Annotated in this window: 24 protein-coding genes; 15 read left to right on the top strand and 9 right to left on the bottom strand. The window is 47.6% G+C overall.

The window, feature by feature from the left end:
- Position 1: 1 nt before the first annotated feature.
- Positions 2 to 1,972: a replication initiator protein RctB domain-containing protein gene (locus KJB05_RS28250; protein ID WP_005435856.1), complete on the top strand. Its 1,971-nt coding sequence runs from the start codon at positions 2 to 4 to the stop codon at positions 1,970 to 1,972.
- A 323-nt stretch (positions 1,973 to 2,295) separates the two neighbouring features.
- On the opposite strand, the gene KJB05_RS28245 is transcribed toward KJB05_RS28250, so the two are convergent.
- Genes KJB05_RS28245 through KJB05_RS28235 form a run of 3 tightly spaced genes read right to left on the bottom strand, consistent with a single transcriptional unit; the run spans position 2,296 to position 4,546 of the window.
- A complete protein-coding gene (locus tag KJB05_RS28245; protein WP_208444539.1) occupies positions 2,296 to 2,763 on the bottom strand; it encodes a transcriptional regulator in 468 nt (155 codons plus the stop codon).
- Positions 2,763 to 3,695 (bottom strand): ATP-binding cassette domain-containing protein, encoded by a 933-nt coding sequence (locus tag KJB05_RS28240; protein ID WP_208444540.1) that lies wholly within the window; start codon positions 3,693 to 3,695, stop codon positions 2,763 to 2,765. The genes KJB05_RS28245 and KJB05_RS28240 overlap by 1 nt, the downstream gene beginning before the upstream one ends.
- Positions 3,692 to 4,546: an ABC transporter ATP-binding protein gene (locus KJB05_RS28235; RefSeq protein ID WP_009706696.1), complete on the bottom strand. Its 855-nt coding sequence runs from the start codon at positions 4,544 to 4,546 to the stop codon at positions 3,692 to 3,694. The genes KJB05_RS28240 and KJB05_RS28235 overlap by 4 nt, the downstream gene beginning before the upstream one ends.
- Positions 4,547 to 4,907: 361 nt before the next feature.
- Here KJB05_RS28235 and KJB05_RS28230 point away from each other — a divergent pair, with 361 nt between their 5' ends.
- Both KJB05_RS28230 and ribA read left to right on the top strand, forming a co-directional pair.
- Positions 4,908 to 5,105 (top strand): hypothetical protein, encoded by a 198-nt coding sequence (locus tag KJB05_RS28230; protein WP_009706697.1) that lies wholly within the window; start codon positions 4,908 to 4,910, stop codon positions 5,103 to 5,105.
- 165 nt (positions 5,106 to 5,270) lie between these two features.
- The gene (ribA, locus tag KJB05_RS28225) at positions 5,271 to 6,329 is read left to right on the top strand and encodes a GTP cyclohydrolase II (RefSeq protein WP_199453017.1); all 1,059 of its coding nucleotides are present in this window, start codon (positions 5,271 to 5,273) and stop codon (positions 6,327 to 6,329) included.
- A gap of 96 nt (positions 6,330 to 6,425) precedes the next feature.
- Here ribA and KJB05_RS28220 read toward each other — a convergent pair whose 3' ends face one another.
- Positions 6,426 to 7,184, bottom strand: coding sequence for a transporter substrate-binding domain-containing protein (locus tag KJB05_RS28220; RefSeq protein WP_208444541.1), 759 nt, complete (start codon positions 7,182 to 7,184; stop codon positions 6,426 to 6,428).
- A gap of 68 nt (positions 7,185 to 7,252) precedes the next feature.
- Between KJB05_RS28220 and KJB05_RS28215 the strand changes: the two genes are divergently transcribed.
- The 3 genes from KJB05_RS28215 to KJB05_RS28205 all read left to right on the top strand — a co-directional run bounded on the left by KJB05_RS28215 (position 7,253) and on the right by KJB05_RS28205 (position 10,326).
- Entirely contained in the window at positions 7,253 to 9,172 is a 1,920-nt protein-coding gene (locus tag KJB05_RS28215) for an ATP-binding protein (protein ID WP_199481774.1), read from the top strand.
- A 94-nt stretch (positions 9,173 to 9,266) separates the two neighbouring features.
- Complete coding sequence (locus KJB05_RS28210) at positions 9,267 to 9,476, top strand: DUF3283 family protein (protein WP_005435877.1); 210 nt, start codon at positions 9,267 to 9,269, stop codon at positions 9,474 to 9,476.
- 133 nt (positions 9,477 to 9,609) lie between these two features.
- A complete protein-coding gene (locus tag KJB05_RS28205) occupies positions 9,610 to 10,326 on the top strand; it encodes a YebC/PmpR family DNA-binding transcriptional regulator (RefSeq protein WP_005435878.1) in 717 nt (238 codons plus the stop codon).
- Between the two features lie 83 nt (positions 10,327 to 10,409).
- On the opposite strand, the gene rodA is transcribed toward KJB05_RS28205, so the two are convergent.
- The 3 genes from rodA to KJB05_RS28190 form a co-directional block, all read right to left on the bottom strand.
- On the bottom strand, positions 10,410 to 11,492 hold the full coding sequence (rodA, locus tag KJB05_RS28200; RefSeq protein ID WP_005428884.1) for a rod shape-determining protein RodA: 1,083 nt from the start codon (positions 11,490 to 11,492) through the stop codon (positions 10,410 to 10,412).
- 316 nt (positions 11,493 to 11,808) lie between these two features.
- The gene (locus KJB05_RS28195) at positions 11,809 to 12,819 is read right to left on the bottom strand and encodes a DUF2955 domain-containing protein (RefSeq protein WP_208444542.1); all 1,011 of its coding nucleotides are present in this window, start codon (positions 12,817 to 12,819) and stop codon (positions 11,809 to 11,811) included.
- 10 nt (positions 12,820 to 12,829) lie between these two features.
- Positions 12,830 to 13,879: an HlyD family secretion protein gene (locus tag KJB05_RS28190; protein ID WP_208444543.1), complete on the bottom strand. Its 1,050-nt coding sequence runs from the start codon at positions 13,877 to 13,879 to the stop codon at positions 12,830 to 12,832.
- Positions 13,880 to 13,998: 119 nt separating this feature from the next.
- Between KJB05_RS28190 and KJB05_RS28185 the strand changes: the two genes are divergently transcribed.
- The 9 genes from KJB05_RS28185 (at position 13,999) to KJB05_RS28145 (ending at position 22,340) form a co-directional block, all read left to right on the top strand.
- Positions 13,999 to 14,919, top strand: a complete 921-nt coding sequence (locus KJB05_RS28185) for a LysR family transcriptional regulator (RefSeq protein WP_010453678.1) — start codon at positions 13,999 to 14,001, stop codon at positions 14,917 to 14,919.
- Between the two features lie 84 nt (positions 14,920 to 15,003).
- Positions 15,004 to 15,672: a hypothetical protein gene (locus tag KJB05_RS28180; protein ID WP_005383200.1), complete on the top strand. Its 669-nt coding sequence runs from the start codon at positions 15,004 to 15,006 to the stop codon at positions 15,670 to 15,672.
- Between the two features lie 9 nt (positions 15,673 to 15,681).
- Positions 15,682 to 16,380, top strand: a complete 699-nt coding sequence (locus tag KJB05_RS28175; RefSeq protein WP_208444544.1) for an ABC transporter ATP-binding protein — start codon at positions 15,682 to 15,684, stop codon at positions 16,378 to 16,380.
- Positions 16,368 to 17,636 carry an ABC transporter permease gene (locus KJB05_RS28170; RefSeq protein WP_208444545.1) on the top strand — a complete coding sequence of 423 codons (1,269 nt, stop codon included), beginning with the start codon at positions 16,368 to 16,370 and terminating at the stop codon, positions 17,634 to 17,636. The genes KJB05_RS28175 and KJB05_RS28170 overlap by 13 nt, the downstream gene beginning before the upstream one ends.
- A complete protein-coding gene (locus KJB05_RS28165; RefSeq protein WP_208444546.1) occupies positions 17,629 to 18,414 on the top strand; it encodes an outer membrane lipoprotein-sorting protein in 786 nt (261 codons plus the stop codon). The genes KJB05_RS28170 and KJB05_RS28165 overlap by 8 nt, the downstream gene beginning before the upstream one ends.
- A gap of 45 nt (positions 18,415 to 18,459) precedes the next feature.
- Positions 18,460 to 19,806, top strand: coding sequence for a hypothetical protein (locus KJB05_RS28160; RefSeq protein WP_208444547.1), 1,347 nt, complete (start codon positions 18,460 to 18,462; stop codon positions 19,804 to 19,806).
- On the top strand, positions 19,807 to 20,829 hold the full coding sequence (locus KJB05_RS28155; RefSeq protein ID WP_208444548.1) for a sensor histidine kinase: 1,023 nt from the start codon (positions 19,807 to 19,809) through the stop codon (positions 20,827 to 20,829). It begins immediately after the preceding gene.
- Positions 20,830 to 20,844: 15 nt separating this feature from the next.
- Entirely contained in the window at positions 20,845 to 21,636 is a 792-nt protein-coding gene (locus KJB05_RS28150; RefSeq protein WP_208444549.1) for a LytTR family DNA-binding domain-containing protein, read from the top strand.
- Positions 21,637 to 21,704: 68 nt separating this feature from the next.
- The gene (locus KJB05_RS28145; protein WP_208444550.1) at positions 21,705 to 22,340 is read left to right on the top strand and encodes a DUF2268 domain-containing putative Zn-dependent protease; all 636 of its coding nucleotides are present in this window, start codon (positions 21,705 to 21,707) and stop codon (positions 22,338 to 22,340) included.
- Between the two features lie 106 nt (positions 22,341 to 22,446).
- Here the strand turns inward: KJB05_RS28145 and KJB05_RS28140 are convergent, their stop codons facing one another.
- Both KJB05_RS28140 and KJB05_RS28135 read right to left on the bottom strand, forming a co-directional pair.
- Positions 22,447 to 22,941: a peptidylprolyl isomerase gene (locus KJB05_RS28140; RefSeq protein ID WP_045371231.1), complete on the bottom strand. Its 495-nt coding sequence runs from the start codon at positions 22,939 to 22,941 to the stop codon at positions 22,447 to 22,449.
- A 65-nt stretch (positions 22,942 to 23,006) separates the two neighbouring features.
- Entirely contained in the window at positions 23,007 to 24,668 is a 1,662-nt protein-coding gene (locus tag KJB05_RS28135) for a methyl-accepting chemotaxis protein (protein ID WP_208444551.1), read from the bottom strand.
- Positions 24,669 to 24,791 lie beyond the last annotated feature (123 nt).

Here is a 24,791-nt window from a genome sequence, read left to right as displayed (position 1 = left end):
AATGACGGCTGATGAAAAAATTCTGATTAAAGCGCCAAGAAGCCATAAGGATGGGCACCTTTTTGAGGTACACGAATCTTCTGCAGATTGGGTAGAACAATACCAACACTTCAAAGGGGTCACCAAAAGCATCTTAGAGTTGCTTAATCTGATCTCCTTACGAGGATTCAGCAGCAAAGACGGTTTGGTCTCCACAACAGAAATTGTGGCAGCAACCGACGGTCAACTAACCAGAGCCGCATTACAACAACGCTTACGTGCTGCCGTTAACATTGGTTTGTTTACTCAAACACCAGTGCGCTTTGAAGAAGGCCTTGCTGGTAAAACCATGTTGCACAAGTTCGTTAACCCTAACCAGCTAATCTCAGCCTTGGGTGCCACCAGCTTAGTCACAGAAAAAGTTCGTCAGAGCGAAAAGCAAAAACGTTCTAAGGCTTTGGCACAAACCCAAGTGAACAAGCGCCTGTTGAATGAGCATGGTCTCAATACCCCACCGATGATGAAGGATGAAGCGGATCAATTTGTCGTTTCACCAACTAACTGGGCAGGGATCATCGACCAAGCTTTAGCACCACCACGCACTCGTAAGAGCTACCAGAAATCCATGGTGTCGATCTCTGGCACCAAAGCTGTGATTGAAACACGATCGTCGAAAAACATCATGACAGTGGACGATCTGATGACGCTGTTTGCTCTGTTTACACTGACCGTGCAATACCATGATCATCACAAAGATCAGTACCACATGGATGCGGCGCATGTGCCGAATAAAACCCCGTTGTACATCACGGATATCCTGTCATTGCGTGGCAAGAAAGACAGCGGGCCAGCACGTGATTCAATCCGTGACAGTATTGATCGAATCGAGTTTACCGATTTCCAATTGCACGAGCTAACTGGCCGTTGGCTAAGTGAAAACATGCCAGAAGGTTTCAAGAGTGATCGTTTCCGTTTCATTGCGAGAACCATTACCGCATCGGAAGAAGCGCCAACAGAAGGTGCTGACGGCGAGATTCGCATTAAGCCGAACTTGTACATCCTAGTCTGGGAACCTTCGTTCTACGAAGAACTGCTGACGCGTGATTATTTCTTCTTGTTCCCGCCAGAAATTCTGAAACAGCACACTTTGGTGTTCCAGCTGTATTCGTTCTTCCGTAGCCGCATGGTGCGCAAACACACCGATTGCATGTTGCTGAGTGAGTTGAACCAAAAACTGGCACGCAACATCGAATGGCGTCGTTTCTCAATGGATCTGATCCGTGAGTTGAAGCGCCTGTCTGACGGCAAAGGGACGGAAGATCTTTTTGTTGTGAACTTATGGGGCTATCACTTAACGATCGAGACTATGATCGAAAATGGCAAAGTGATGGACTACCAAGTCGACATCAAATGCGATGTGGAAGAGGTATTGCGCTACTCTCGCGCTCGCACAACCAACGCAGGAAAGCGTAACATGGCGCCTACGCTGCCAAACCCACTTCGTAATGAGATGGTTACGAGGCAGCAACTAGACGAGCTCTCAGGCATCATAGACGGCGAATTTGAGCCGATTCAGCGCAAAGCACCTTCTCCACGTGGCAATTTGGGCCGTCGAGTGAAACAGAAAAAGCACCTGGTTGAGATCAACGCGGACGAGATAACCATTACTCTATCCAAATATACCTCTCCAGAGGCCCTAGAACGCAGTATAACGGCTTTATCGGCGATGACAGGGCATTCCTATGCCTCAATCAAAGAAGAGTGTTCTGAGTTCATTGACAAGCTTGACTACCTGCGAGTAGGGGACGCCCCTCTGCCATACGAGACATTGAGCAAGACAGTGGAGCTGTTTAACGGCCAAAATGACGTGAAACATCTGACCATCGAGCGCTTGATCGCGGGTTTGGCTGTTCGTCGAAAAGTGTGTCGTCAGATTTTTGAAGGTCACATGGACGAGATGGTATTCAGAGCACTTGATGAAATGGCGATTTAATATGAATCACGTGGATGCTTTTCGAGTGATAAGCGTGACGAATTGATTCAGAATGTAACAATGAATTGCACTGATGAAAATCAGACCTAACTCTTACAAATCACTGACATTGCGGTTCCGAGGGCAGACTAAGATTTATCCCGAATAGACAACCTTTTGTCCTTTCTGATGATTAATAGATTGGCTCATATTGTTACATTCATTCTGAATAGACTTCGCGAGTTTCTCCTCAAGAAACTCGCTTTTTTTTATCTAAAATTCCTGTCCTGTGCATCCGCTTAAACTGACAAGTCCCTGTCTGTTACCTTGATCATCTTTCCGAATCAATGACGTAATCCTTGATCATGCTTCCTAGTTTCATTCCAATTCAACGATCGCATCAACGCAACGTGTGACTCGATCAAGTTGCTCGCTTGTTGTTGCCATTCCGTTTGATCGTGTTGCTGATTACAAAACTCCAACGCCAGAACAGTCAAATGTTGTAAGCGTTTGAGGCACCAATCCTTGATAAGAATATCGGTCATCGGTTGGCAAGCCGATTGTTCGAGCTTCGCACCGGTGTATTGCAGGATTTGAAAGGCTTTTTGGTGGTCTTGATGCCTAGCGTGTTGAAAGACTCTTAGGCAACCATCTAACCAACAAGCGATCGCTTTACTCTGTTCGTCCGTCAGTTCTGGACCAAACACAGCAGCAGGCGCTTGGTATAAGATCGCTTCTAAGCTTTCTACTTGATCATGCTTCCGACTGTCGTACCAACCTGATAGTTGATCTTGCCAGGTCATCAAATCCATTAGGCTGCCTCAGTCCATTGTTTTACAAAGTGATTTGGTCCGATTTGATCATAGTCTTCGACCACAACGCTGCTGCGACTACGGATCTCATCGGCATCTACTGAATAGTTTGGTTCACTTTCCACCAGGTTGCCAAATGGCAGATCAGGATCCGGTACCGCAGAGATCAATAACTTAGTGTATGGGTGCTGTGGATTCTTTAAGATTGCTTGGGTACCTCCCCATTCGACGATCTGCCCTTTGTACATCACAGCGGTTTCTTCAGCGATGTAATGCGCGGTTGCAAGGTCGTGAGTGATGTATAGGAACCCGATCCCCAGTTCTTGCTTCATACGTTGCATCAGATTTAGTACGCCTAAACGAATCGATACATCCAGCATCGACGTCGGTTCATCGGCAAGAATAAGTTGTGAGCCTACCGCCAGAGCGCGCGCCAGATTAACGCGTTGACGCTGGCCACCACTGAGTTCGTGAGGGAACTTATTTAGCGTTTCCTCTGGCAGCTCAACCAAATCCAGCAGCTCTAGCAGTTTGGCTGGGATTTCTTTGTCACTTTTCACTTGCTTATGAATCTTCAGTGGGCGAGTTAAGTGATGGCGAATAGTATGGGTTGGGTTTAAAGAGCCAAACGGGTCTTGGAACACCATTTGAACCTTACTGCGGTAATCCTGAATCTCGCCGCGAGCAGTAATGTCGTTGATGTTTTTACCATTGAAAAGGATCTCACCATCGCTGGCTGGATACACCTTGGTAATTAATCGCGCGCAGGTGCTCTTACCGCAACCTGATTCGCCCACCAGCGCAAGGGTTTTGCCTGCATAAAGATCAAAGCTAACGCCCTGAAGCGCACGGAAGGTCTCTTCTTTAGCGAAGCCACCACCGACTTTGAATTCCTTGATCACGTTTTTCATTTGGATGATCGGTTCACTCATGCTGGCGCTCCTTCCGTTTGTGGCTGTTTATGTACATCGTGAATATTCGGGAACGAAGCCCAAAGCTTTTGGGTATATTCGTGTTGAGGATGATTGCGGATTTCGTATGAGCTATTCACTTCAACAATCTTGCCGTGGCGCATGATGGCAATGCGGTCGCACAATTGGCTCATAAGCGCTAAATCGTGGGTAATAAAGAGTACTGAGAAGCCAAACTCGTCACGTAACTGATAGATTTGCTGCAAGATTTCACGTTGAACCACCACATCGAGCGCCGTGGTTGGCTCGTCCATGATGATTAATTTGGGATTGAGGGATAGGGCAATCGCAATCACTAAACGTTGACGCATGCCGCCGGAGAACTGATGTGGGTATTCTCCCAGACGATTTCTCGGTATGTTGACCAAATCGAGAAGCTTCTCTGCTCGGTCTTTGGCTTGCTCGTTGGTTAATCCTTTGTGGTGGCGTAATACGTCGGCAAATTGCTCCTGCACGGTGAGAACCGGATTCAGTGAGTTCATGGCACTTTGGAATACCATTGCAATCTCGCTCCAGCGCAGCGTATTTAGCTCATTATCAGGCAGACGAAGGATGTCTTTGCCTTCAAATAGAATTTGCCCACCAGAGATAAACGCGGGCGGCTTGTGCAGACGGTTGATAGAGAAAGCAATGGTACTTTTACCACAGCCTGATTCACCCGCCAGACCAAATATCTCGCCTTTGCCAATATCAAAGCTCACCGATTTCACAGCATTGAAGTCGCCGTTGTCGGTGATGTAATCCACACATAACTCTCTGATCTGAATGACAGGATCAGAGTGATATGCCTGATTCAGGTTTAGTTCACTCATCATTACACCTTACCAATACAAAAGATAATTGTTATCATTATCAGGTGTGTAAGGTTTGCGAAAGGCAAAACCGTCTAATCAGTGAAGTGACTCGAAAGTTGAGTGTAATAAAAAGAATTTTTTCCGTTATGGAAGTGTGAATTTACGAGGGAAAAATGAGAGCTGGATCAGCTCACTTTTCGTAGGGGGAATTCTTCAAATTTAATCGCTAAAAACGCGCTTTGCAAAAACTAAATGATGAATCTATTAACGAGTTAGTGAAAGGTCGAAAGGGGTCACATTTCCCCACAGTTTTTCTTACCTCTGCATTGGGGGTTTGCTATAGATTACCCATCGAAAACATGGTGTGTTCGGAGGAAATATGTCCATTAATTCTATCGACCATGAAGAGATGAGCAACATCGCTCACAAATGGGAACTCCCTGAAGAAGAAACCGTTGTGAGACCTGAGAAAACCGTGAAATCTGCCGAAGCAAGACGTCGTATTGAAGCTCTTCGTGAAATCCGTGAAAGCGGCTTGAGCATCGAAGAAGCAAGGGAACTTGGCTTAATTCACTAATTCTCGCACTGCGGAATTAAACCATGGGGTGGTCATAAGACTGCCCTTTTCATTTTTATGATTTACAACCAGTTATTTGACTTTCTCTCCCTGCGTTACTAAAGCTTATATCAATAGCAATATGCTTTTTGTTGACTATTGAACAGCAACGTCAGGAGTACGATTATGGTTGATCAGATCCTTTTCTATGAACCCGATGAATCCCACGGTTTCCTCTCCAATTTTTGCCAAGCGCAAATAAAAGTTTCTACCCAATCTTGGCCCACCAGCGAACACTATTACCAAGCGCAAAAATTCAGCGACCGCGAACTACAAGATAAAATCCTTACCGCCAAAAGCCCCGACGAAGCCTTTGCTTTAAGCCGCAAATATCAACATCTCGTCCGTGAAGATTGGGACGACGACAAACTCTCCGTAATGGCGTTTATCGTCCGTGAGAAGTTTCTGCAAAACCCTCAGCTTGCCCAACAGCTGATGGAAACGGGGAATGCCTGCTTGACCGAACATTCGCATAAAGATGCCTTTTGGGGCGATGGTGGTGACGGCTCGGGTGAAAACCATTTAGGGGAGATTTTGATGAATGTACGTGCTGAGCTGAAACACGTCGAGCCTTATAACTTGGTGCGCTTTGTCGATAAAGCCAAGCTGCCAACCCAATGGGGCACGTTTATCATGCATGGTTTTATCGAGAACGCGACGGGAAAAGAGCATCTGGCTTTGGTGTATGGTGACCCTGCAAACAGTAAAGCGCCGCTGATTCGTCTGCATTCAGAATGTTTAACCGGTGATGCGCTGTTCAGTACTCGCTGTGATTGTGGTTTCCAGCTTAACCGTGCATTGCAAAATATTGTCGAAGAAGGTTGTGGCGTGCTGCTCTATTTGCGCCAAGAGGGCAGGGGAATTGGCTTAATCAATAAGATTCGTGCCTATCACTTACAAGATGAAGGTGCAGACACTGTCGAAGCCAATGAGCGCCTGGGTTTTGCTGCTGATATGCGTGATTACGCGTTTTGTAAGGGGATGCTCGACCACCTGAATATTGATCAAGTGCGTTTGATGACCAACAACCCACGCAAGCTTGCAGCGCTGAAGAAGGTGAACATCAACGTGGTTGAGCGGGTGCCACTACAAGAAGGCAATAACCCAAATAACCAACACTACCTACAAACCAAAGCCAATAAGCTTGGCCACATGTTCGACCCCAAATTTGTCGAACAAGATTAAGCGCTCGAACAAGATTAATCGCAGATACGAGATAAAGATGAAACCGCCAGCTTATCTAATCTGGCGGTTTTTTCATGATTGGTTAGGTATGAACGGTTAGATGTATTTTTTGATGATGTTGTCGATTTGCCCAGAACTTTTGAGCTCTGCTAGGCGCTTATTGATGAAGCTCTGCACTTTCGGATTCATCTCCGGAGAGAAAGCCAGATAGATGGAGTAATCTGGAATGACAGAGCTGAAAGATTGGATCTGGAAGTCTCCCATTGGCAGCTCTAAACGTTTGATGTTGTACACCACACGCGATTCCATCTCGACAAACGCGGTATCGCCAGGAGTGCGTTGCAGAACGCGATAAGCGGCGTCGTAGTCTTTCACGCGCATTTCATTGATCGTGCCGTTTTCAAAGAAGGGACTTAAGTTCGGATAATCAAAGCCAAGTAACAGTACGATAGAGCGACCTTGCATGTGCTGCATATCGCTAAATTTGAATGGCGCTTTGCTGCTAGACACCAGTACGTGTTTTACAGTGTAAATAGGTTGTTCAGAGAGGTTTTCCGATTGCACTTTCCCCCAATTCGGGCTGCCATAAGTGACCCAGTTTTCCTCGCCGCCCGCTTCGAGTACCGAAATCATGCGCTTAAATGGGTAAGTGTGGTATTTCACCTCATAATCGGATTCGGCAAAGATAGCACTGACGATGTCAGTCACAATTCCGGAATGTTGTTCACCTTGTTGTTCTATTTGGAATGGTCGAGCTTGCTCAGAGATAACGTAGTAGTTCACTTCGCTCGCCATGGTGGTGTGTGCGCTTAAGGCCATAAAACCAAAGCCTAATGTACGTAAGAGTCCTTTCATCCTAACCTCGATTATTGTCGTGACGTGACTATATTTATAGTAGCGCAAGTTTAAGGGAGCGATTTCATATGGAGACAAAAGAGCGAACTCAACGTCGGTTTAGTATCGGAAACCAGCTGATGCTGGCGATTTTTGCGTTGAGTTTAATCTTTACCGTGATCATTTCTTCCGTCAGTTTGTATCGTGACTTCAACGATGATCTCGCTCGCTTGGATAAAGAGCTGGAACAGGTGAAAACCAGCTACCTTTCTAGTTTTTCTGCCAGTCTGTGGGTTGAAGATAGAGAATTGCTGCACACCCAAGCAGAAGGGGCGATGCGCCTGCCCTCAGTGGACTACCTAAGAATCGCGACACCGGATGAAGTGATCTTCGAATTAGGCTCGGCCTTGACCGAGGATCGGATCGAGCGTCAATGGCCTTTGCAGTACGACATGGGCACAAAAACCTTTGATCTTGCCGAAGTAACGGTGCAATCGGATCTCAGTCCGATCTATCAAGGACTATGGCAAACCTTCTTTTTTCTTGTGATCGCGGAAGCGATCAAGATCTTCTTGCTCATCATTGGTGTTCTCTGGGTGACGTTTCGCTTGATGGTCAAGCCACTTCAATTGCTCTCAGGTGCGGTGAGTGATTTTAGCGGCGGCCATGTACCGAGCAAAGTGCAGCTCCCCAAGCGTTGGTTTTTCGATGAAGTGAGTTTATTAGAACGTAAATACAACCGAAGTGTTGAGCGTGTCAGTGAGCACCAACTGGAAATCGAAGAAGCACGTGATAAAGCTGAAGTGGCAAACCGTAAGAAGAGTGAATTTCTTGCCACCATGAGCCATGAGATTCGTACGCCGATGAATGGGATTATCGGCATTGCTTCCTTACTCGGTGATACCAAGCTGGATGAACAGCAAAAAGACTTTGTTTCCATCATCAACAGCTCTTCCAACTCACTGATGGTCATCATCGACGACATTCTCGACTTCTCTAAAATTGAAGCGGGTAAAATTGAGCTTGAGACAGCCACTTATAATCTGCTCGATCTACTGCATGAAGTCGGCAGATTGCACACCGTTAAAGCTCAGCAGAAAGGCTTACAGTTGGTTTGCGACATCGACGCTCAACTCCCTTCAGAAGTCGAAGGTGACGTGGGTAGGCTCAAACAAGTGCTGAGTAACTTACTCAGTAATGCAGTCAAGTTCACCGAGCGTGGCCATGTTAAGTTGATGGTGTCACAAGTGAACCGAGAAGATGACGTCGCCAGCGTGCATTTCCGTGTGGTCGATTCGGGTATTGGTATCGCGAAAGAAAACCAGCAAGCGGTGTTTGAGAAATTTCAGCAAGCTGATGGCAGTACCACGCGTAAGTACGGCGGTACTGGCTTGGGTTTAGCGATTTGTAGCAGCTTGGTCGAAGTGATGGGCGGCGAGATCCGTCTGACCAGTGAGCCGGGGCTTGGCAGTTGTTTTGAATTTACTATTCCACTCAATATCGTCAGTGATACACCAATTGCGCCAAGTACACCGAACGTGCTTGATTTTCGTAACGGTGAAGACAGCGCGCCAAAAAGCCTTAAACCAACCAAAGACGAGGGCAAACCTTGGATTCTGGTGGTAGAAGACACCGCGGTAAACCAAAAAGTCGTGCGCATTATGTTGGAAAAACTCGGCATGCAGGTGAATGTGGCAGAACACGGTGAGGAGGCGCTTCAACAGTGCCAAGAACATCAATTCGATTTGATATTGATGGACTGTCAAATGCCCGTGATGGATGGATTTATTGCTACTGAAAACATTCGCAAGATGGGTGAATGGGGTCAGCAAGTGCCGATCATAGCGTTGAGCGCCAATGTGATTAAAGAAGATCAACAGCGTTGTTTCGATGTTGGCATGAATGAGTTTGTTGCCAAACCGGTTACCAAGGAGCGTTTGCAGCAAATTTTTGAGCAATATCTTCCTGATTCATTGCAAACCCGATCGAATCCCAAGGAAGCAACTTGAAATTGATCAAGGAAAGTGCGTTTCACTTCTTAAAAGTCAAATCTGTGTGCTATAGTGCGCGGCTAGTATTTATTAAAGTACCTTGAGGCTGTGAATGTCGTTCAATCTATCCCTGTTGCCGCCTGACGAGAAAAACAAAATCGAACTTGATAAGCAAGCATCGTTTTTGGTTTGGAAGCTTAAAGAAGCGAAATCTGGTCCTGAAGCGATAGAAGAAGAGTTGTCTAAGATTAACGACGCTGATGAGAAAGTGTTTTTTCAACAGGCAATCGATAAGTACAAACGAGTAATGGGTGTCGCATAAAGCGAGCGTGGCTCTGGTGTAAACCGTAGCGGCGAATGAGGTTTCCTCCCCATTCCTTTGCAAGGTGAAAGGTAAAATCTTCACTCTTTGCTAAAATCCTTCGCATTAAATTTGAATTTAGAGAGACATCCCGATGGGAAGAAGTTTTGAAGTGCGCAAAGCCTCAATGGCGAAAACTGCAGGCGCAAAAATTAAAGTTTATTCCAAATACGGTAAAGAAATTTACATGTGCGCGAAAAACGGTGGTGGTGATCCAGACATGAACTTGTCTCTGAAGCACCTGATCGCAAAAGCGAAAAAAGACCAAGTTCCTGCACACGTTATCGATAAAGCGATCGACAAAGCGAACGGCGGCGGTGGTGAAGACTACACTCCAGCACGTTACGAAGGCTTTGGCCCTGGTGGCACAAGCGTGATCGTAGACTGTCTAACAGACAACGGTAACCGTACATTCCAAGACGTTCGCCAATGCTTTGTTAAAGTGGGTGCGAAAATTGGTGTTGAAGGTTCTGTTTCTCACATGTTCGATCACCAAGCGGTATTCCAGTTCAAAGGCGAAGATGATGAAATCATTCTAGAAACGCTAATGATGGAAGACGTAGACGTTACTGACGTTGAGCTAGAAGACGGTGTTATCACTGTATTCGCACCTCACACTGAGTTCTTCAAAACAAAAACTGCGCTTAACGCTGCATTCCCAGATCTAACGATCGACGTTGAAGAAATCACATTCGTACCGCAAACGAACACGCCAGTAACAGGCGAAGACGCAGAGAAATTCCAGAAGTTCCTAGACCTTCTAGATGACTGTGACGACGTTCAACAGGTATACCACAACGGCGAACTATAATTCGGTTCTCCAGTTGTAAAAAAGGCTTCCCGAGGGAAGCCTTTTTTGATCGTGTTGTTTGTCTTTTCTATTGTGACTAGCGTTTAGGTGTTTCGGTACTTGGAATAACACAGCGACATGATCACACCAAAACAGATGCCTTGGGTTAGCATCGCCGTACCACCGTAGCTAAAGAACGGCAGTGGGCTACCCATTACAGGCAACAAGCCACTTACCATGCCGGTGTTGATGAAGGCGTAAAGGAAGAAGCTCATCGCCAATGCGCCACTTACCAGACGACTGAAGAAGTGCTCAGATTGGCACGCCAGCAGCATCACACGCGCCGTAATAAACAAGTACAGCGCCAACAACACCACACAACCAATAAAGCCCCATTCTTCTGCGTAGGTCGAGAAGATAAAGTCAGTATGGCTTTCAGGGATAAAGCCTAGCGTACCTTGAGTAGCATTCATCCAGCCTTTGCCTTTCATGCCGCCAGAACCAATCGCAATCAATGATTGGATGATTTGGTAGCCCGAACCCAGTGGATCCGATTCAGGATGCAAGAACTGCGTTACACGACTCTTCTGATAAGCTTCCATCACAAAGAACCAGAGTATTGGTGCCAGCGTTAGTATGCTCACCAAAAAGCCGCCAATGATCTTCCAGCTCATGCCAGCAAAAAACAGCACAAACAACGCGTAAATCACGGTGAAGATAGCGCCGTCCAAGTCTGGCTGTAAGGCAATTAGGCCTGCAGGGACAAAGGTGATCAGCAAACAGAAAGCAATCTTGCGAATGTCTGGTCGCCCACCTTCTAGATGCAGCATCCACGCAATCATAATGGGAATGGAGAGCTTGATCAGCTCAGAGGGTTGAAAGCGGAAGAAGCCGATATCGAGCCAACGCTGCGAGCCATTGGTGCTATCGCCAAACAGGGCAACGGCCGCCAAGAGAGAAACCGCAACCAGATACAAATAAGGCGCTGAACGTTGATAACTGGACGCAGGAATCGACGACATCACCAAAATACACACCAGCGTCAAACCGCATCGAGCGAGGTGTTTAAATAGCATAGCTTCATTGAATCCACTGGCACTCCAGAGAGTGAGCGAACTCAATAGCATGATCGGAATGATCGCCATCAACAATGGCAAATCAATCCTAGGGAAGAAACGCTTGTTCATCTTCTACAACCTAAAAACGCCCCAACGCGGGGCGAAAACAACCAGAACTCTGCGAGCTCAAACTATTCCGATGCTAAGAATCCAATTTGGAAATAACAGACACCACGCAAAGGTGTGCAAGAGAGGAGTGTGCGACGCCGCCTGTTATGGGTAAGCTGACTTGGAAAGTCGTGGGATGGATAAATACACCAGGCTGAGGTTTTGCGCCACATTTTTTATAAGATTGAAATGGAAATTGGTACAGACAACGCAATGAAATGAGCAAAATAGGAAAGGGAATCGCCTTAAGTATTGAGCACTTAAGGCGATGGCGTGATTACGCTTGGGCTTTTTCTGGTTTGTGCGTGAAATGGTACAACGCCCACAGCACAAACAAAGTCACGGTAAGCTCCCAAGCTCGAAGGAAGGTACTCTCCAAGCCCAGTTCATTGCTGGTCATGTACAGCTGAATCGGCAGCATGGTCGCCAATAACGCGTCGGCATGGACGTCTTTGGCTGGGCCTTTCGCTTTTGCCATTGATGCGGTGATCATAAAGGTAAGCAGACCCAATACGATGGTGTAGTAACCGAACGTGGACTGATGCCCAGCCATCAGTAAGGTGAACACTACAGCTAATGCACAGCCGCCCACTTGAGTTTGAAAACGGCGGTCAACCACGTCGATAAAGCTTTTGTGTGTCGTTTGCGTTGCTGCGGCAATCACTGGCACTAAACAAAACGTTGCTGAGATGATGTCTACAATCATCAAGAACGCCACACCAAGACCAATCAACGCGAGTGAAATCGCTCGGTTCTCGAACGTAACAGGTTCTTCTTCAAATGCTGGTGGTTTGCCGCCACGTTCAACAGGGAACAGAGTCACCATGGTTTTCGCGACGACCATGGTAATCAGCATCGATAGCAGGATTTCATGAATGCGCATTGGCATGTCCATGGTAGTGTGCTGAGCAAAAACCACAATCAGAATCCAGTTGAAGGTTGGCATTAGCATCTGACCTTTCTTCGGCGGTGTGGTCGCTCTGCGGCGCATGAAATCGAAGAAGAACAAGCTAATGGTCCACACCACAAATGGATGTTGTGAAAACACTTCGGTCACCACCAACGCTGCACTTGCTGCTAATAACGTAGGTAGCAAGGTGCGAAGCAGACCAAGCCAAGAGTAGTCTTTGTTCTTGGTCATGATGATGGTTGGGTACAGCGCAAGATAAACCGGAGAATCAAGGTTCAGCAGTTTTCCTAGCACCATACAAATTGTCACAGTAAGAGCGACACGCAGTGCTTCATTGCGCTCAGAACGACTTTGAAACAGGCTTTCGAAGGTCCGCATGGTTCACCCCCTAGTAGATGTAGCGGAACATAGCCACCAAGTGAATCCAAGCCGAACCAATGACGTCCATAACAGGATTGCCGCTTTCAACGATCACACTCGCTCGTGAACCAGAAATCATTGAAGGATCCAACTCGTTAACTGTAATGCGGGTACGTACTTTCTGTTGCTCACGGATCCAACGAGTATCATTGGTCACGCTAGAAAGCTGTCCATTCGCATTGTTGGTATCGTAAATCGCACGCTCTTGGCTGCTGACTTCACCAGTAAATACTTTGCCGGGTAGGGCATCGAAGGACACCAACACTTCGCGACCATTAGTTAGCTTATCAATGCCTTTTTCGTTGAAGTCTGCACTGATCCACGCATGGGCTTCGTCCACCAGCATCAATGACGCTGTGCCTTGTGTAATATAGCTGCCTGATTGCAGTTGCAAGTTCGTTACCACGCCTTCGGTTTGCGCCACGATTTGGGTGTGGCTTAAACCCAGCTCCGCACTGGCAAGTTTTGCTTCTGCCAATTCAATAGCCGCCGTGCGGTCTTGAGTAGAAAGCTCTGCCTCAATGCGCTTCACTTCCGCGTTCGCCGCTTCCACCGCGCTGCTGGCGACTTGTGTATTGGTGATCGCGTCATCCAGCTCTTGCTCGGTTGCCAGCCCTTTATTGCGTAGTTTCTGGTTACGCGCCAGTTTTTGCTTCGCGTTGTGGTATTCGAATTCGCGTTGGCTTTGGGTTTGTTTCGCTGCTGCCAATTGTTGCCATTTCGCGGAATCTGATTCACGAGCTTGGCGCAGTTCGGCTTTCGCTTGTGCCACTTTCAATTGGTAACTGCTGGCATCGATAGCAAACAGTGGCTGACCTTTTTCAACCAATTCACCGTTATTCACCATCACATCTGTGATCACGCCAGATACCTCCGGCGCAATGGTTGCGACATTACGATGCAGTGTCGCTTGGGTGGTGAAAGGGGAAACATTATCTGAGGTGACTAAAAAAGCGGAGAACAAAGCTGCCGCTGAAAAAACAGTGTATATCGCGTATTTATAAAAATTTTCTTTCACGTCTGTACCTAGTATTCATTCGTTATCAAGCGCCGCGTTCACGGCATATTCGGGTCTCTTTTCTACGTGGGCTAGGTTATACTCATCTAAAATTGGAAAAAATAACCAATGGAAGAAGTATGAATTCCATATTTGGAAACGTTGATGATTTGTACCTGTTTTGCTCAGTGGTTGAGCAAGGTTCTCTGCTCGCGGCGGCGAAAAAGCTCGAACTGCCGGTCTCTACTATGTCTCGTCGTTTATCGGCGCTGGAAGCGCGTCTAGGGCTCAGATTGTTGGAGAAGAAAGGCCGTGAGTTGGTGGCAACCGAGACAGGCTTACAGGCGTTTGATCAGCTCAGCAGTGCGATGGCGCAGATTGAATCCGGCATCTTGCAGCTCAACCAGCAAAGCCAACAAGTCGAAGGGCGAATTCGATTGGTGATGCCAAGCCGCTTCTACAATGACTTGGTCGACAAGGTGGTTGAGGACTACATCAAAACCTACCCAAAAGTGACCATCGATCTACTGCTTAGCCAAGTGAATTCGATTCCAGAAACCGATCGCGATCTGGTGGTGACATTCGAATTGGATGGGTTAGATGACATGATCGCTCGCCCGTTGTTTAAAGCGGAGCACGCCTTTTTTGTTAGCCCAGAGTACTTAGCGCAAGCGGGCGGCAGCATTGAAAGCTTAGAGGATTTAGCTAAGCAAGATTGGGTAGCCAGCACGCACACCACACAAGTGCCTATCTACCAACAAGATAAGCTGGTGGACATGCTCAACTGCAAGCCGCGCTTAGTGGTCAATGATATAACCGCAGTGATCAAAGCAGTGGAAAACGGCTTGGGGATCGCCTCGATTCCCATTCGTCATGTGAAGCCTGAGCTGAATCTGGTGCAAGTCGCGCAATCATACAGCCGTGGGGATCGCCAAGCCTATTTGGTTTATCGCCAACGCAACTACCAGCCTAAAGCTCTCAGCTTAATGATTGAGGCGATATTGCAGGCTGCCGAAACACAAAACCATTCATCCTCTCTCAATACCATTCACTCCGCATAAGTGCCATTGGTCGCATGCAAAAGCAGCGTGCGATCTTCTCCCTTAATCTGAAACCATCAAATCACGTTCAACTAAGGACAGTACATGATGGTTTCTCAATCTCGCTCAATCAAAGCTCTTAAACTGGCAAGTACGTTTATCGCCGCATTTGCACTTAGCAGCAATTTGGCTCTGGCTAATCCAAGCGAGCGCACACTCAGTCAATTCAACCAAGCGGCGCAAGGTGACTCTGGCTTAGTTGATACCGTTTACGGCGAATTATCTAAACAACTCGAAGAGCAAGGCGCAACGCCGGTGACCTTGGTGTATTTAGGTAGTGCTGAAACGTTGCAAGGTCGTGAGGCGTTTATGCCTTGGAACAAGATGAAGTTCACCGAGCGCGGTCTTGCCACAATCCAAAAAGGTTTGGACCTAATGGCGAATCAGCCAGTACCACTGCAAGAGCAACAACGCTTACAAGGCTTGCCGGAATACCAGCTAGCTACCGCCATGGCAGCTACTACGTTTACCTCTCTGCCAGACATGTTCAATCACTTTGAGCGTGGCTACGAGCTGTACCTTTCTCTGCTCGATGAACCGAGTTTTAGCCAACAACCTTTCGCGGCTACTTCGTGGATTTACCGTTATGCCATTGAAGCGGCACTGCGCGCTGAAGATGTTCAACAAGCCAAAATATGGTTAGCGCAAATGGAGCAATTGGGCGACAGCAATCTAGAAACGCAAACCGCGAAAGCGTTGTTAGCCAAGTATTAGGGAGGCGTCATGATCGTTTTTAATCAACTCAGTCGCGATTACGCCCTTGGCAGCCAAACCGTACGTGCATTGCGAGACGTGTCTGGTGAAGTGTTTGCCGGCGAAATGGTGGCATTGTGTGGACCGTCGGGCTCAGGCAAAAGCACCTTACTTAACGTGCTTGGCATGCTGGATACTCAATACCAAGGTCAGGTGACATTTGTAGGCAGCCCATACCCAACCGGACAAATGCAGGCTGCGAAAATGCGCCGTGAAAAGCTTGGCTTTGTGTTCCAAAAATTCAACCTTGTTCCCGTGATGACGGCACTAGAGAACGTGGCGTATCCGCTACATCTCAATGGCTTTTCAAAAGTAGAACAAACCGAGCTCGCCACACAAATGTTAGAGCACGTTGGCTTAGGCGAGTTTATTCATCACATGCCAGACAACCTATCAGGCGGCCAGCAGCAGCGTGTGGCAATTGCACGCGCCTTAGTGCACAAACCGGCATTGGTGATTGCCGATGAGCCAACCGCAAGTCTTGATAGTCAAACTGCTAACAAGGTCATCGACATTATGAAAGGGCTCGGACACGAGCTTGGCACCACTTTTATCGTCGCTACACACGACTCTCGTATGGCATCTCGCTGCGATCGCACCATTGAATTGGTGGATGGCAAAATCACCCAAACGCACGCAAGTGTGGAGGAGGTTTCATGGGCAAGCTAATTCCAGTTTCCGTTCGCCTTGCTTGGTTGAACCTGCAACGTAATCGCCGCCGCAGTTTGTTGTCGATGCTGATCATCGCCATTGCCGTGTTTGCGTTAACCAGTGCGGGTGGTTTTGGTCTGTATACCTACGACAGTTTGAAAGAATCGACAGCACGTGACACGGGGCATCTGACGTTAACCACACCGGGTTACTTCGCCAAAGAAGAAGAGATGCCGCTGAGTAATGGGTTAACTCATGCGGACTACATCACCAAGCAATTGATTGGCTTGAATGAAGTGCGAGGCGTGCAGCCACGAGTTGAGTTCAGCGGTTTGATTTCCAACGGCAACAAGTCATCGATCTTTATGGGCATTGGTGTTAACGAGCGCGAATTCGATATGAAAGGACCGTTTTTGGATGTGCGCGAAGGGCAGACTCTATCCAACATTCATGCTTCGCGTTATGACCCAGCAGAGCCAGAAGTGATGCTTGGCGTTGATTTGGCGAACAACTTAAGCGTGCACGTTGGCGATTGGATTACCTTGCTGGCGACCACTACCGACGGTGCATTGAATGCGTATGACTTCAAAGTTCGTGGCATCTATTCAACAGGCGTACCAGAGCTTGATAAACGCCAGCTGTACGTGCACATCAACAGCGCGCAATCGCTGCTCGGTTCAGACAAAGTCAGTGCGTTATCTGTCTTCCTGTTCGATACCAGTTTAACTAGCCAAGTCGAGCAACAAGTGGCTTCGGTTCTGAGTAAGCAAAAGCAGAACTTTGGTGATCAAGATATTGAGATCACGCCTTGGCAAGAACGTGCGTTTTTCTATCTCAAAGTGAAAGATTTGTATGACCGCATCTTCGGCATCATGGGTGCAGTAATGGCGTTGGTGGTCTTTGTCGCGCTGTTCAACACCATGACCATGTCGGTCACCGAGCGTACCCGTGAAATCGGCACCTTGTCGGCTCTTGGTAGCTACCCTCGCGAAATCATTGCTGGGTTCTTGCGTGAAGCAGGGTTACTCGCGGTGATTGGCAGCTTAATCGGCGCTTTGTTCACTGCATTAGTTACCGTCTTACTGATGGTCGTGGATGTGCAAATGCCGCCACCGCCAGGACGCACAGAAGGTTACCCATTAACGATTTACTTCTCTTGGGAGTTGGTGGCTGTCGCAGGATTCGCAGTATTGATGATTTGTTTGGTTGCGGCATTTTTCTCGGCGCGCAAGGGGGTGAATAAGCCAATTACGGAGGCACTGATTTATGTTTAATTTCAAATCACTATTACCAATTGCATTGCTGACGGTAACTGGCGTTACAAGCATGAATGCCAGTGCGAATGAAACACCGCTAGATGCACAGCAAGTTGCGCAATTGATTGAAAAAGCGGACAGCTACCGCTTGCAAGATGATTCCTCCAAAGTGGTGTCACTGGTGCGCTTATATCAAGACCAAGAATTAGATAAAACTCGCCTTTACCACGTGTACACGCGTCCAAATCGTGAATCGTTGGTGGTGTTTAAATCGGCAGTCGAAGCTGGGCAAAAGATGCTGATGATGGGCGATAACTATTGGCTACAAATGCCAAAGAGCCGACGTCCGATTCGCATTACGCCAATGCAAAAGCTGCTTGGTGAAGCGTCTATCGGCGACATCTCAACCCTGACGTGGAGCCAAGATTATCAAGGTGAATGGAAAGCGACAGAAACCGTTTCGGTGAACGGCGAGAGTGTCGCGGCTTATCACCTTGCTTTAACCGCGAAAACCAAAGGGGCGAGCTATCAGAAGATCGACTTGTGGTTGTCTGAGCAAGATGCGTTTCCAATCAAAGCCGATCTTTACTTGCGCTCTGGCAAACTCGCCAAGCAAGCGCAATACGGACGAGCAAGCGACAACGGTGAAGACTACGTCAGTGAGATGACCTTGCTTGATAGCATTCAGCCGAGCAAAAAGACCGTTATCGAGTATCAAGAAATCGTGCCTTGGCAACTGGATAACAAGTTTTACAACCCAAGCTATTTGCCTAAAGCCAACACGACTCAGCTTTAGCTTCAACTCCGTAAACAGAGCGATTAAAACGAGCAAGGAAGTCACATGAAACCGCACCAGCTTAACCTTAACAAAAGCATCAGTCTGTTGATTGCTGCGTCATTGTGTGTGGGCGCTGCAGCCCCAGTTTTTGCCAATGATGAACTGAGTTTTGAGTGGGATTGGGCTGTCAGCTACGAAACTGCCAAGCAGCGTGACAGTGCGTTTATGCAGGCGCAGGGCAGTTCTCGTGATTTACTTAATGCACTGTTGGATGTGCAGGTGAATTATCACAACTTCAGTGGTTTGTTCGCTCTGTATAGCCAAGGTTTGTACCTCAATCAACAAGGAAAGAGTGATTGGTGGAGTGAAGCTGATAACCAGTTGCTGATTAGAGAGCTGGCTTGGCTAGGGGAATGGCAAGTCGGTGATACCACTCTTGATGTGAGTTTAGGTAAGTTGCGCGTGGATTGGGGCGTGGGTTATGGCTACCGACCTTTGGATCTGTTTAAGCCTTATCGACAAAACCCGGTTGGCTTAGTCGCAGAAGAGGGTGCGGGTGTGTTTTCACTTTCACACTATGATATGGCCGGCGAGTGGACCGTCATTGCGACGGATTCAAGCTGGGGGCAACAAGACCAGAGTGCTCTTGATCAAGCCGCAGAGCAGCAAGGTGTTGGTATTCGTCGATACGCGCTGGTGGGGGACACCGAGTATCAACTGATTGGTTATTACGATGATGTGCGCCGAGGTTTACTCGGAGCCAGTGCCATTGCGGTGTGGGATGAATCCGTCGCCATGCACGGATCAATGCTGTGGCAAAAGCAAAGTGTCGGCTATCAGTTTCAGCAGGGTGATCTTTACCAACCCGTTTCGGTTGAGGAGCAAGGCAGCGCATTCCAAGCCTTAATTGGGTTGAATTGGGCAAACCAAGCTGGACACAACGTGATTGCCGAATATTGGTACGACAGCCGAGCATGGTCGAAAAGCGAATGGCAACAAGCAATAGAGCGTGGCGAATTACTCTCTCAGATCCCTGAACCTAACAACTCTCTGTTGGCTAGCAGCGCTCTACTTGCGACAAGCTACGCCCAAGGGTTTCAGCATGCCAATATCGTTCAGCATAACGTAATGCTGCACTGGAGTTGGGATGTAGAAGCATGGGCTGCATGGAACGGCGAAGCGGATATGGGCTGGCTTAGTGATGTAACCCCTACGTTGGATGTGATGCTGTCGCCACAAGATGGTGGTGTGATTGTCACACAGTGGCTTAACTACCAATGGATTGATACTGGCGATCAAAGTGTAGAAGTGGAAGTTGCCGCACGCTTTTTAACCGGAGACGACCAATCTGCTTACGCACAAATCAATGATAAGTATATGATTGTATTTAACATCAAAGGGAAATTCTAAATGTGTTCAGCAAAATCAGTGGTGAAAAGTGGATGGCCGCGTAGCTTATTAGTGACCACGGCATTTTGTCTCTTTATCGCAGCAATGACGCTCTCGGTTTGGGGCGGTCCATTTTACATTCATGTGGCGGTTAGCTTCGGATTTGGCTATTCGGCTATCTTCTTCTCATGGCTTGTCGACCGCCTGTTTCCTACCATTCCTCGTTTGGCGGAAGTGGCTATCTCGCTGACGGCATGCCTATTGTTTGGTGTGGTGAACGCTCAGCTTTGGCTTGGGGAATACTTCGGTATCTCAAGTATGCTGTCGGTTGGTCTCATGGGGTTGTTATTCAGTGCCATGTGCTTTTTCTATTTCTACTCACGCGAGCAACATGCAATCGCTCAACGAGAGTTGGAAGCCATCAAGCGCGAGAAAGCAGAGCAAGATCGTGCGCTGTTGCTGAGTCAGCTTAAGCAGATGCAAAGCCAGATTGAACCGCATTTTCTATTCAATACCTTGGCGAATATCAGCGCGCTCATGTCGCAAGATGTTGATAAAGCTAAGCTGATGCTAGAACAATTAACCGCACTGTTGCGTGCAACGCTCAAAAGCTCACGTGAAGAGCACACCACCATAGACAATGAAACGGCGTTACTTGAGGCCTACTTAGGCATCCAACAAACCCGTTTGGGTGATCGACTCAGTTACAGGATTGAGGTGGAAGAGGGATTAGGCAGAACCGAGTTACCGCCGATGATGCTCCAACCTTTAATCGAAAACGCTATCATCCATGGTATTGAACCGAAGCGAGAAGGCGGCGAAGTCAGCTTACTCATTAAGCGCGAACAACAGAACTTGAAGATTGAAGTCAGAGACACGGGGGTTGGCTTGAATCACGTTAGTGGGCACATGGGGTCTGGCGTGGGTCTAAGTAATCTCAAGCAGCGAGTTGAAGCTTTGTTCGCAGGTCAAGGAGAGGTTTCTATCAGTGAGTCTGCTCAGGGTGGCGTTTGTGTTCGCCTGAGTTGGCCAATGGAATCGTAACCAAGGAAGAAAGGAATGAATACAGGGTTTACTGCCATTATTGCTGATGATGAACCGTTATTGAGGCGTCATCTTGATAAAAGCCTAGCTGAAGTGTGGCCAGAGCTAGAGGTGATAGCCAAAGTCGCCGATGGTGAACAAGCGTTGCAAGCCATTGAGCAAAGCCAACCTGATATTGCGTTTCTCGATATTCGTATGCCAGTTTTGGATGGCATGACATTAGCGCAAAAACTCAATCAATTCGCCAATCCACCTTTGATTGTGTTTGTCACCGCGTACGATGATTACGCCATCAAAGCTTTTGAGCAAAATGCCGCCGATTATTTGCTCAAGCCTATCTCGGATGAGCGCCTCCTGACGACGTGTGAAAGAGTGAAAGCACGCCTTGCCAAGCGAGAGCAAGAAAGCAGTAATGTGCAGGTGAGCAGCCTGTTAGAACAGTTGCAGCAATTATCTGCTCCACAAACGCCGCAATATCTTCAGTGGATCAAAGCGACGCAAGGGGAAGATATTCATCTGATTGCTACGTCTGATGTGTTGTATTTCAAAGCGGAAGAAAAATACGTTTCTGTGTATGCACAACAAGGACAAGGCAAAGTGCAGGAGTATTTGATTCGTACATCGTTGAAAGAGTTGATAGGGCAGCTTAACCCAGAACAGTTCTGGCAAGTGCACCGTTCAAGCGTGGTGCAAGTGTGCAAAATTAGCAAAGTAAACAAAGACTTTGCTGGAAGGATGTTTGTTCACGTTGGAGAAAACAAGCTCCCTGTGAGCCGTGCATCTCAAAGTTTGTTCAAAGGGATGTAATCGCTAGAACTGCTCACTCTTTACACTGTAAACTCGCTACTCTTAACCCAAATTATCAAGGAAGATAAATGAGTTATCGCGTAACCCTGTTAAATGCGACGGGAGAGTTGTCTCCAATCTCTGAGTATTTGCATCAGAAACTTGATGATCTGAGCTCACAACTTTCTAGTTACTTTGATTTAAGTAACATTGACCTCACCATTAGCCCGTTTGATCGCAATGACGTACCGCAGACGGGGATTGGTGGCTATTGCTTAAGCGCCTATCGTGTAGAGATTCTGCTTGATACTCAACGTGCTGATATTAAGAATGTTATTGAGAAAGAACTAGCTGCGGTGTTAGCGCATGAGTTGCATCACCTGTTCCGTATGCGAGCGGGAGAGAATGGCGTTGCGCTTGGTGATGTACTGATTATGGAAGGGTTAGCTTGTCACTTCGAACGTAAGATGAATGGCGGCGTCACTCCGAGCTTGTTTGAGCAAATCAAAGATCAAGATTGGCGCCCTTTCTATGCTGAGATGAAAGACAAGCTGACCAGCTTAGATTACAACTTCGACGCTTACTTTCTTGGCAGCGATGAAAGCCGCTGGCCGAAATACATGGGGTATTGGGTTGGGTACAACCTTGTTGTTGAATATCTGGCTGATTTTCAAGGCTCCGAGCTTGATTTAGTCGGAGCAAAAGCCGAGCTTTTCTATCAATAACTCTAGCTAGTAGGCTGAGTCATAAAAACAAAAAGCGCCCAAGTCATAAGACGTTAGGCGCTTTTGTCGTTTTATAGCGACGATTTCTCCGAAGAGGCGAATAGGCTTATTCGCTGACCGTCACTTTCTCGATAATGATTGGATCGCATGGCACATCATCGTGACCAAGCTTAGAGGTCGTTTTTACTTTCGCGATGCGATTTACGACATCCATACCCGCGGTCACTTTACCAAACACGGCGTAGCCCCAACCTAGATTGGTAGTTGCGGTGTGGTCTAGGAAATCATTGTCTTCCAAGTTAATGAAGAACTGTGCCGTTGCAGAGTGCGGTGCATCGGTACGCGCCATTGCGATAGTGCCAACAAGGTTCTTTAGACCACGGTTTGCTTCATTCGCGATCGGTGCGCGCGTTGGCTTTTCTGTCATGTCTTCGGTGTGACCGCCACCTTGGATCATAAAGCCATCGATAACGCGGTGGAAAATGGTGCCGTTGTAGAAGCCATCTTCACAGTATTTTTTGAAGTTCTTTGAGCTAACTGGCGCTCGTTCTAGGTTCAGTTCAATCTCGATGTCACCGAAATTGGTGGTCATAATAATCATCTGGTTTGCCCTTATGGGTGCTAAGTTGGCGTCGCTGTTTGCATGGTGAATGGGTGAGGAAAGCGTTAAACCGTAAAGCGACCGACCAAGTCGTACAGCTCATTAGCTTTGTGGTTAAGGTTGCCACTGCCTGCACGGTTTTGGTTGGCAAGGTGTGCCGATTGGCTGCTTTGTTGAGAGATGACTTCGATGCGTTGTGAAATCTCTTGCCCAACTTGGCTTTGCTCTTCGGTTGCTGTTGCGATCAGGGTGTTCATGTCCATGATGTTAGCAATCGCGGCTTGGATTTCTTGCAGTGCGGCGGAGGCTGCTCGTGCTTCCTCAACCGTTGCTTCACCACGCGCTTGGCTTGAACCCATGGCTTTCACTGCTGCATCCGAGCCAGACTTCAACTGCTCAATCATTTGGTGAATTTCGCCTGTGCTGTCTTGAGTGCGACTTGCCAGTTTACGAACCTCATCGGCAACGACTGCGAAGCCGCGACCTTGTTCGCCTGCACGGGCTGCTTCAATGGCTGCGTTTAGTGCCAATAGGTTGGTTTGCTCGGCGATGTCTTGAATCACTTCTAGCGAAGAAGAAATGTTTTGTACATCGCTTTCTAAGCGAGAAATCACCGTGCTGGCTTCCGACACTTCTAGTGCGAGCGCTTCGACAGAGCTCGCTGCGGAATCAACAATGTGTTTTGCTTGCTGTGAATTTTCATCGGCGTCTTTGGCGGATTGCGCCGCTTGGTTAGCGTTGCTGGAAATCTCGTGCGCCGTTGCTGTCATCTCGGTCATTGCTGCAGCGACTTGTTCGGTTTCTTCACGTTGACCTGAAGCCAATTCGTCCACTTGCGATGCTCGCTGTGACATGTCGTTGGTCTCTGAAACCACTTCTTGCCCTACGTGGCTAACACTCTTGATGATGCCTTGCAGGCTTTCAACGAAGATATTGAAGTTACGGCTCAGCTGGGTGAATTCAGGTACGCTTGATTCTTCCATCCGCGCGGTTAAGTCTGCATCGCCTTGCGCGAAAGAGTGGATTGAGGCATCAAACTGCTCAATAGGCTTCATGATGCTGCGGTTAACAAACACCGCGAAGACCGCGACGATAGCTGCAATCGAAACACAGAACAGAGCAATTGCCGTCAGTGTGGTGTTGAGGGCCTGATGCGCGGCTTCTTCCATGTTTGCCACAATCGCGTCGATATCGTCAGTGTAGAAGCCCGTACCCAACATCAAATCCCATTCAGGAATAAAGACTGAGTAGCTGAGTTTCGGTAGTGCTTCGCTCTGACCGAGTTTCGGGAAGTAATAAGTCGTGAACTCACCAGTTTTGGAATTTTTGATCAAATCCTGAATTAGGTAATTGCCTTTCTTGTCCTGCAAGTTATAGAAGTTCTCTCCGATGCCTTTGGTGTTTTTACCCACCACGACACGCACGCCTTTTGAATCGTAGCCAAAGATGTAGCCGGATTGGCCAAACTCCAACTGTTTCAAGATAGGCAGTGCTTCTTCCAGTGGGGCATTTTGAGCGAGTAGTGGCTCGACGGCGGAGCGCGCCATTTGGACGTAGTTTTTGAGCTCGGCTTTTTTCATCTCCATCATTTGACTTCGAGTCTGCTCAATCTCGTGTTCGTTGTAGGCAGTGGTTTGTAGGTAGGTGAACCACATCATGCCTATTGCCATGGTTAGAATTGGAATTATTGAAAGGATATATAGTCGTTTTCTGATCGTCAGATTCATAGAGACGTCCTTCTCTCGGCGCAGCGTTACAAGTGACAAGCTGAATAAGCTTGCCTGATAAAATTATTAATACTTATTGTTGTAATGCTTAGAGATTAACCGAGTTAATCAATCAGAAGTACT

The sequence above is a fragment of the Vibrio sp. B1ASS3 genome (genome assembly GCF_905175355.1).
GTDB lineage: Bacteria > Pseudomonadota > Gammaproteobacteria > Enterobacterales > Vibrionaceae > Vibrio > Vibrio owensii.
Note: the sequence above shows the minus strand (reverse complement) of the source record. Positions and strands in the feature narration are given on the sequence as shown.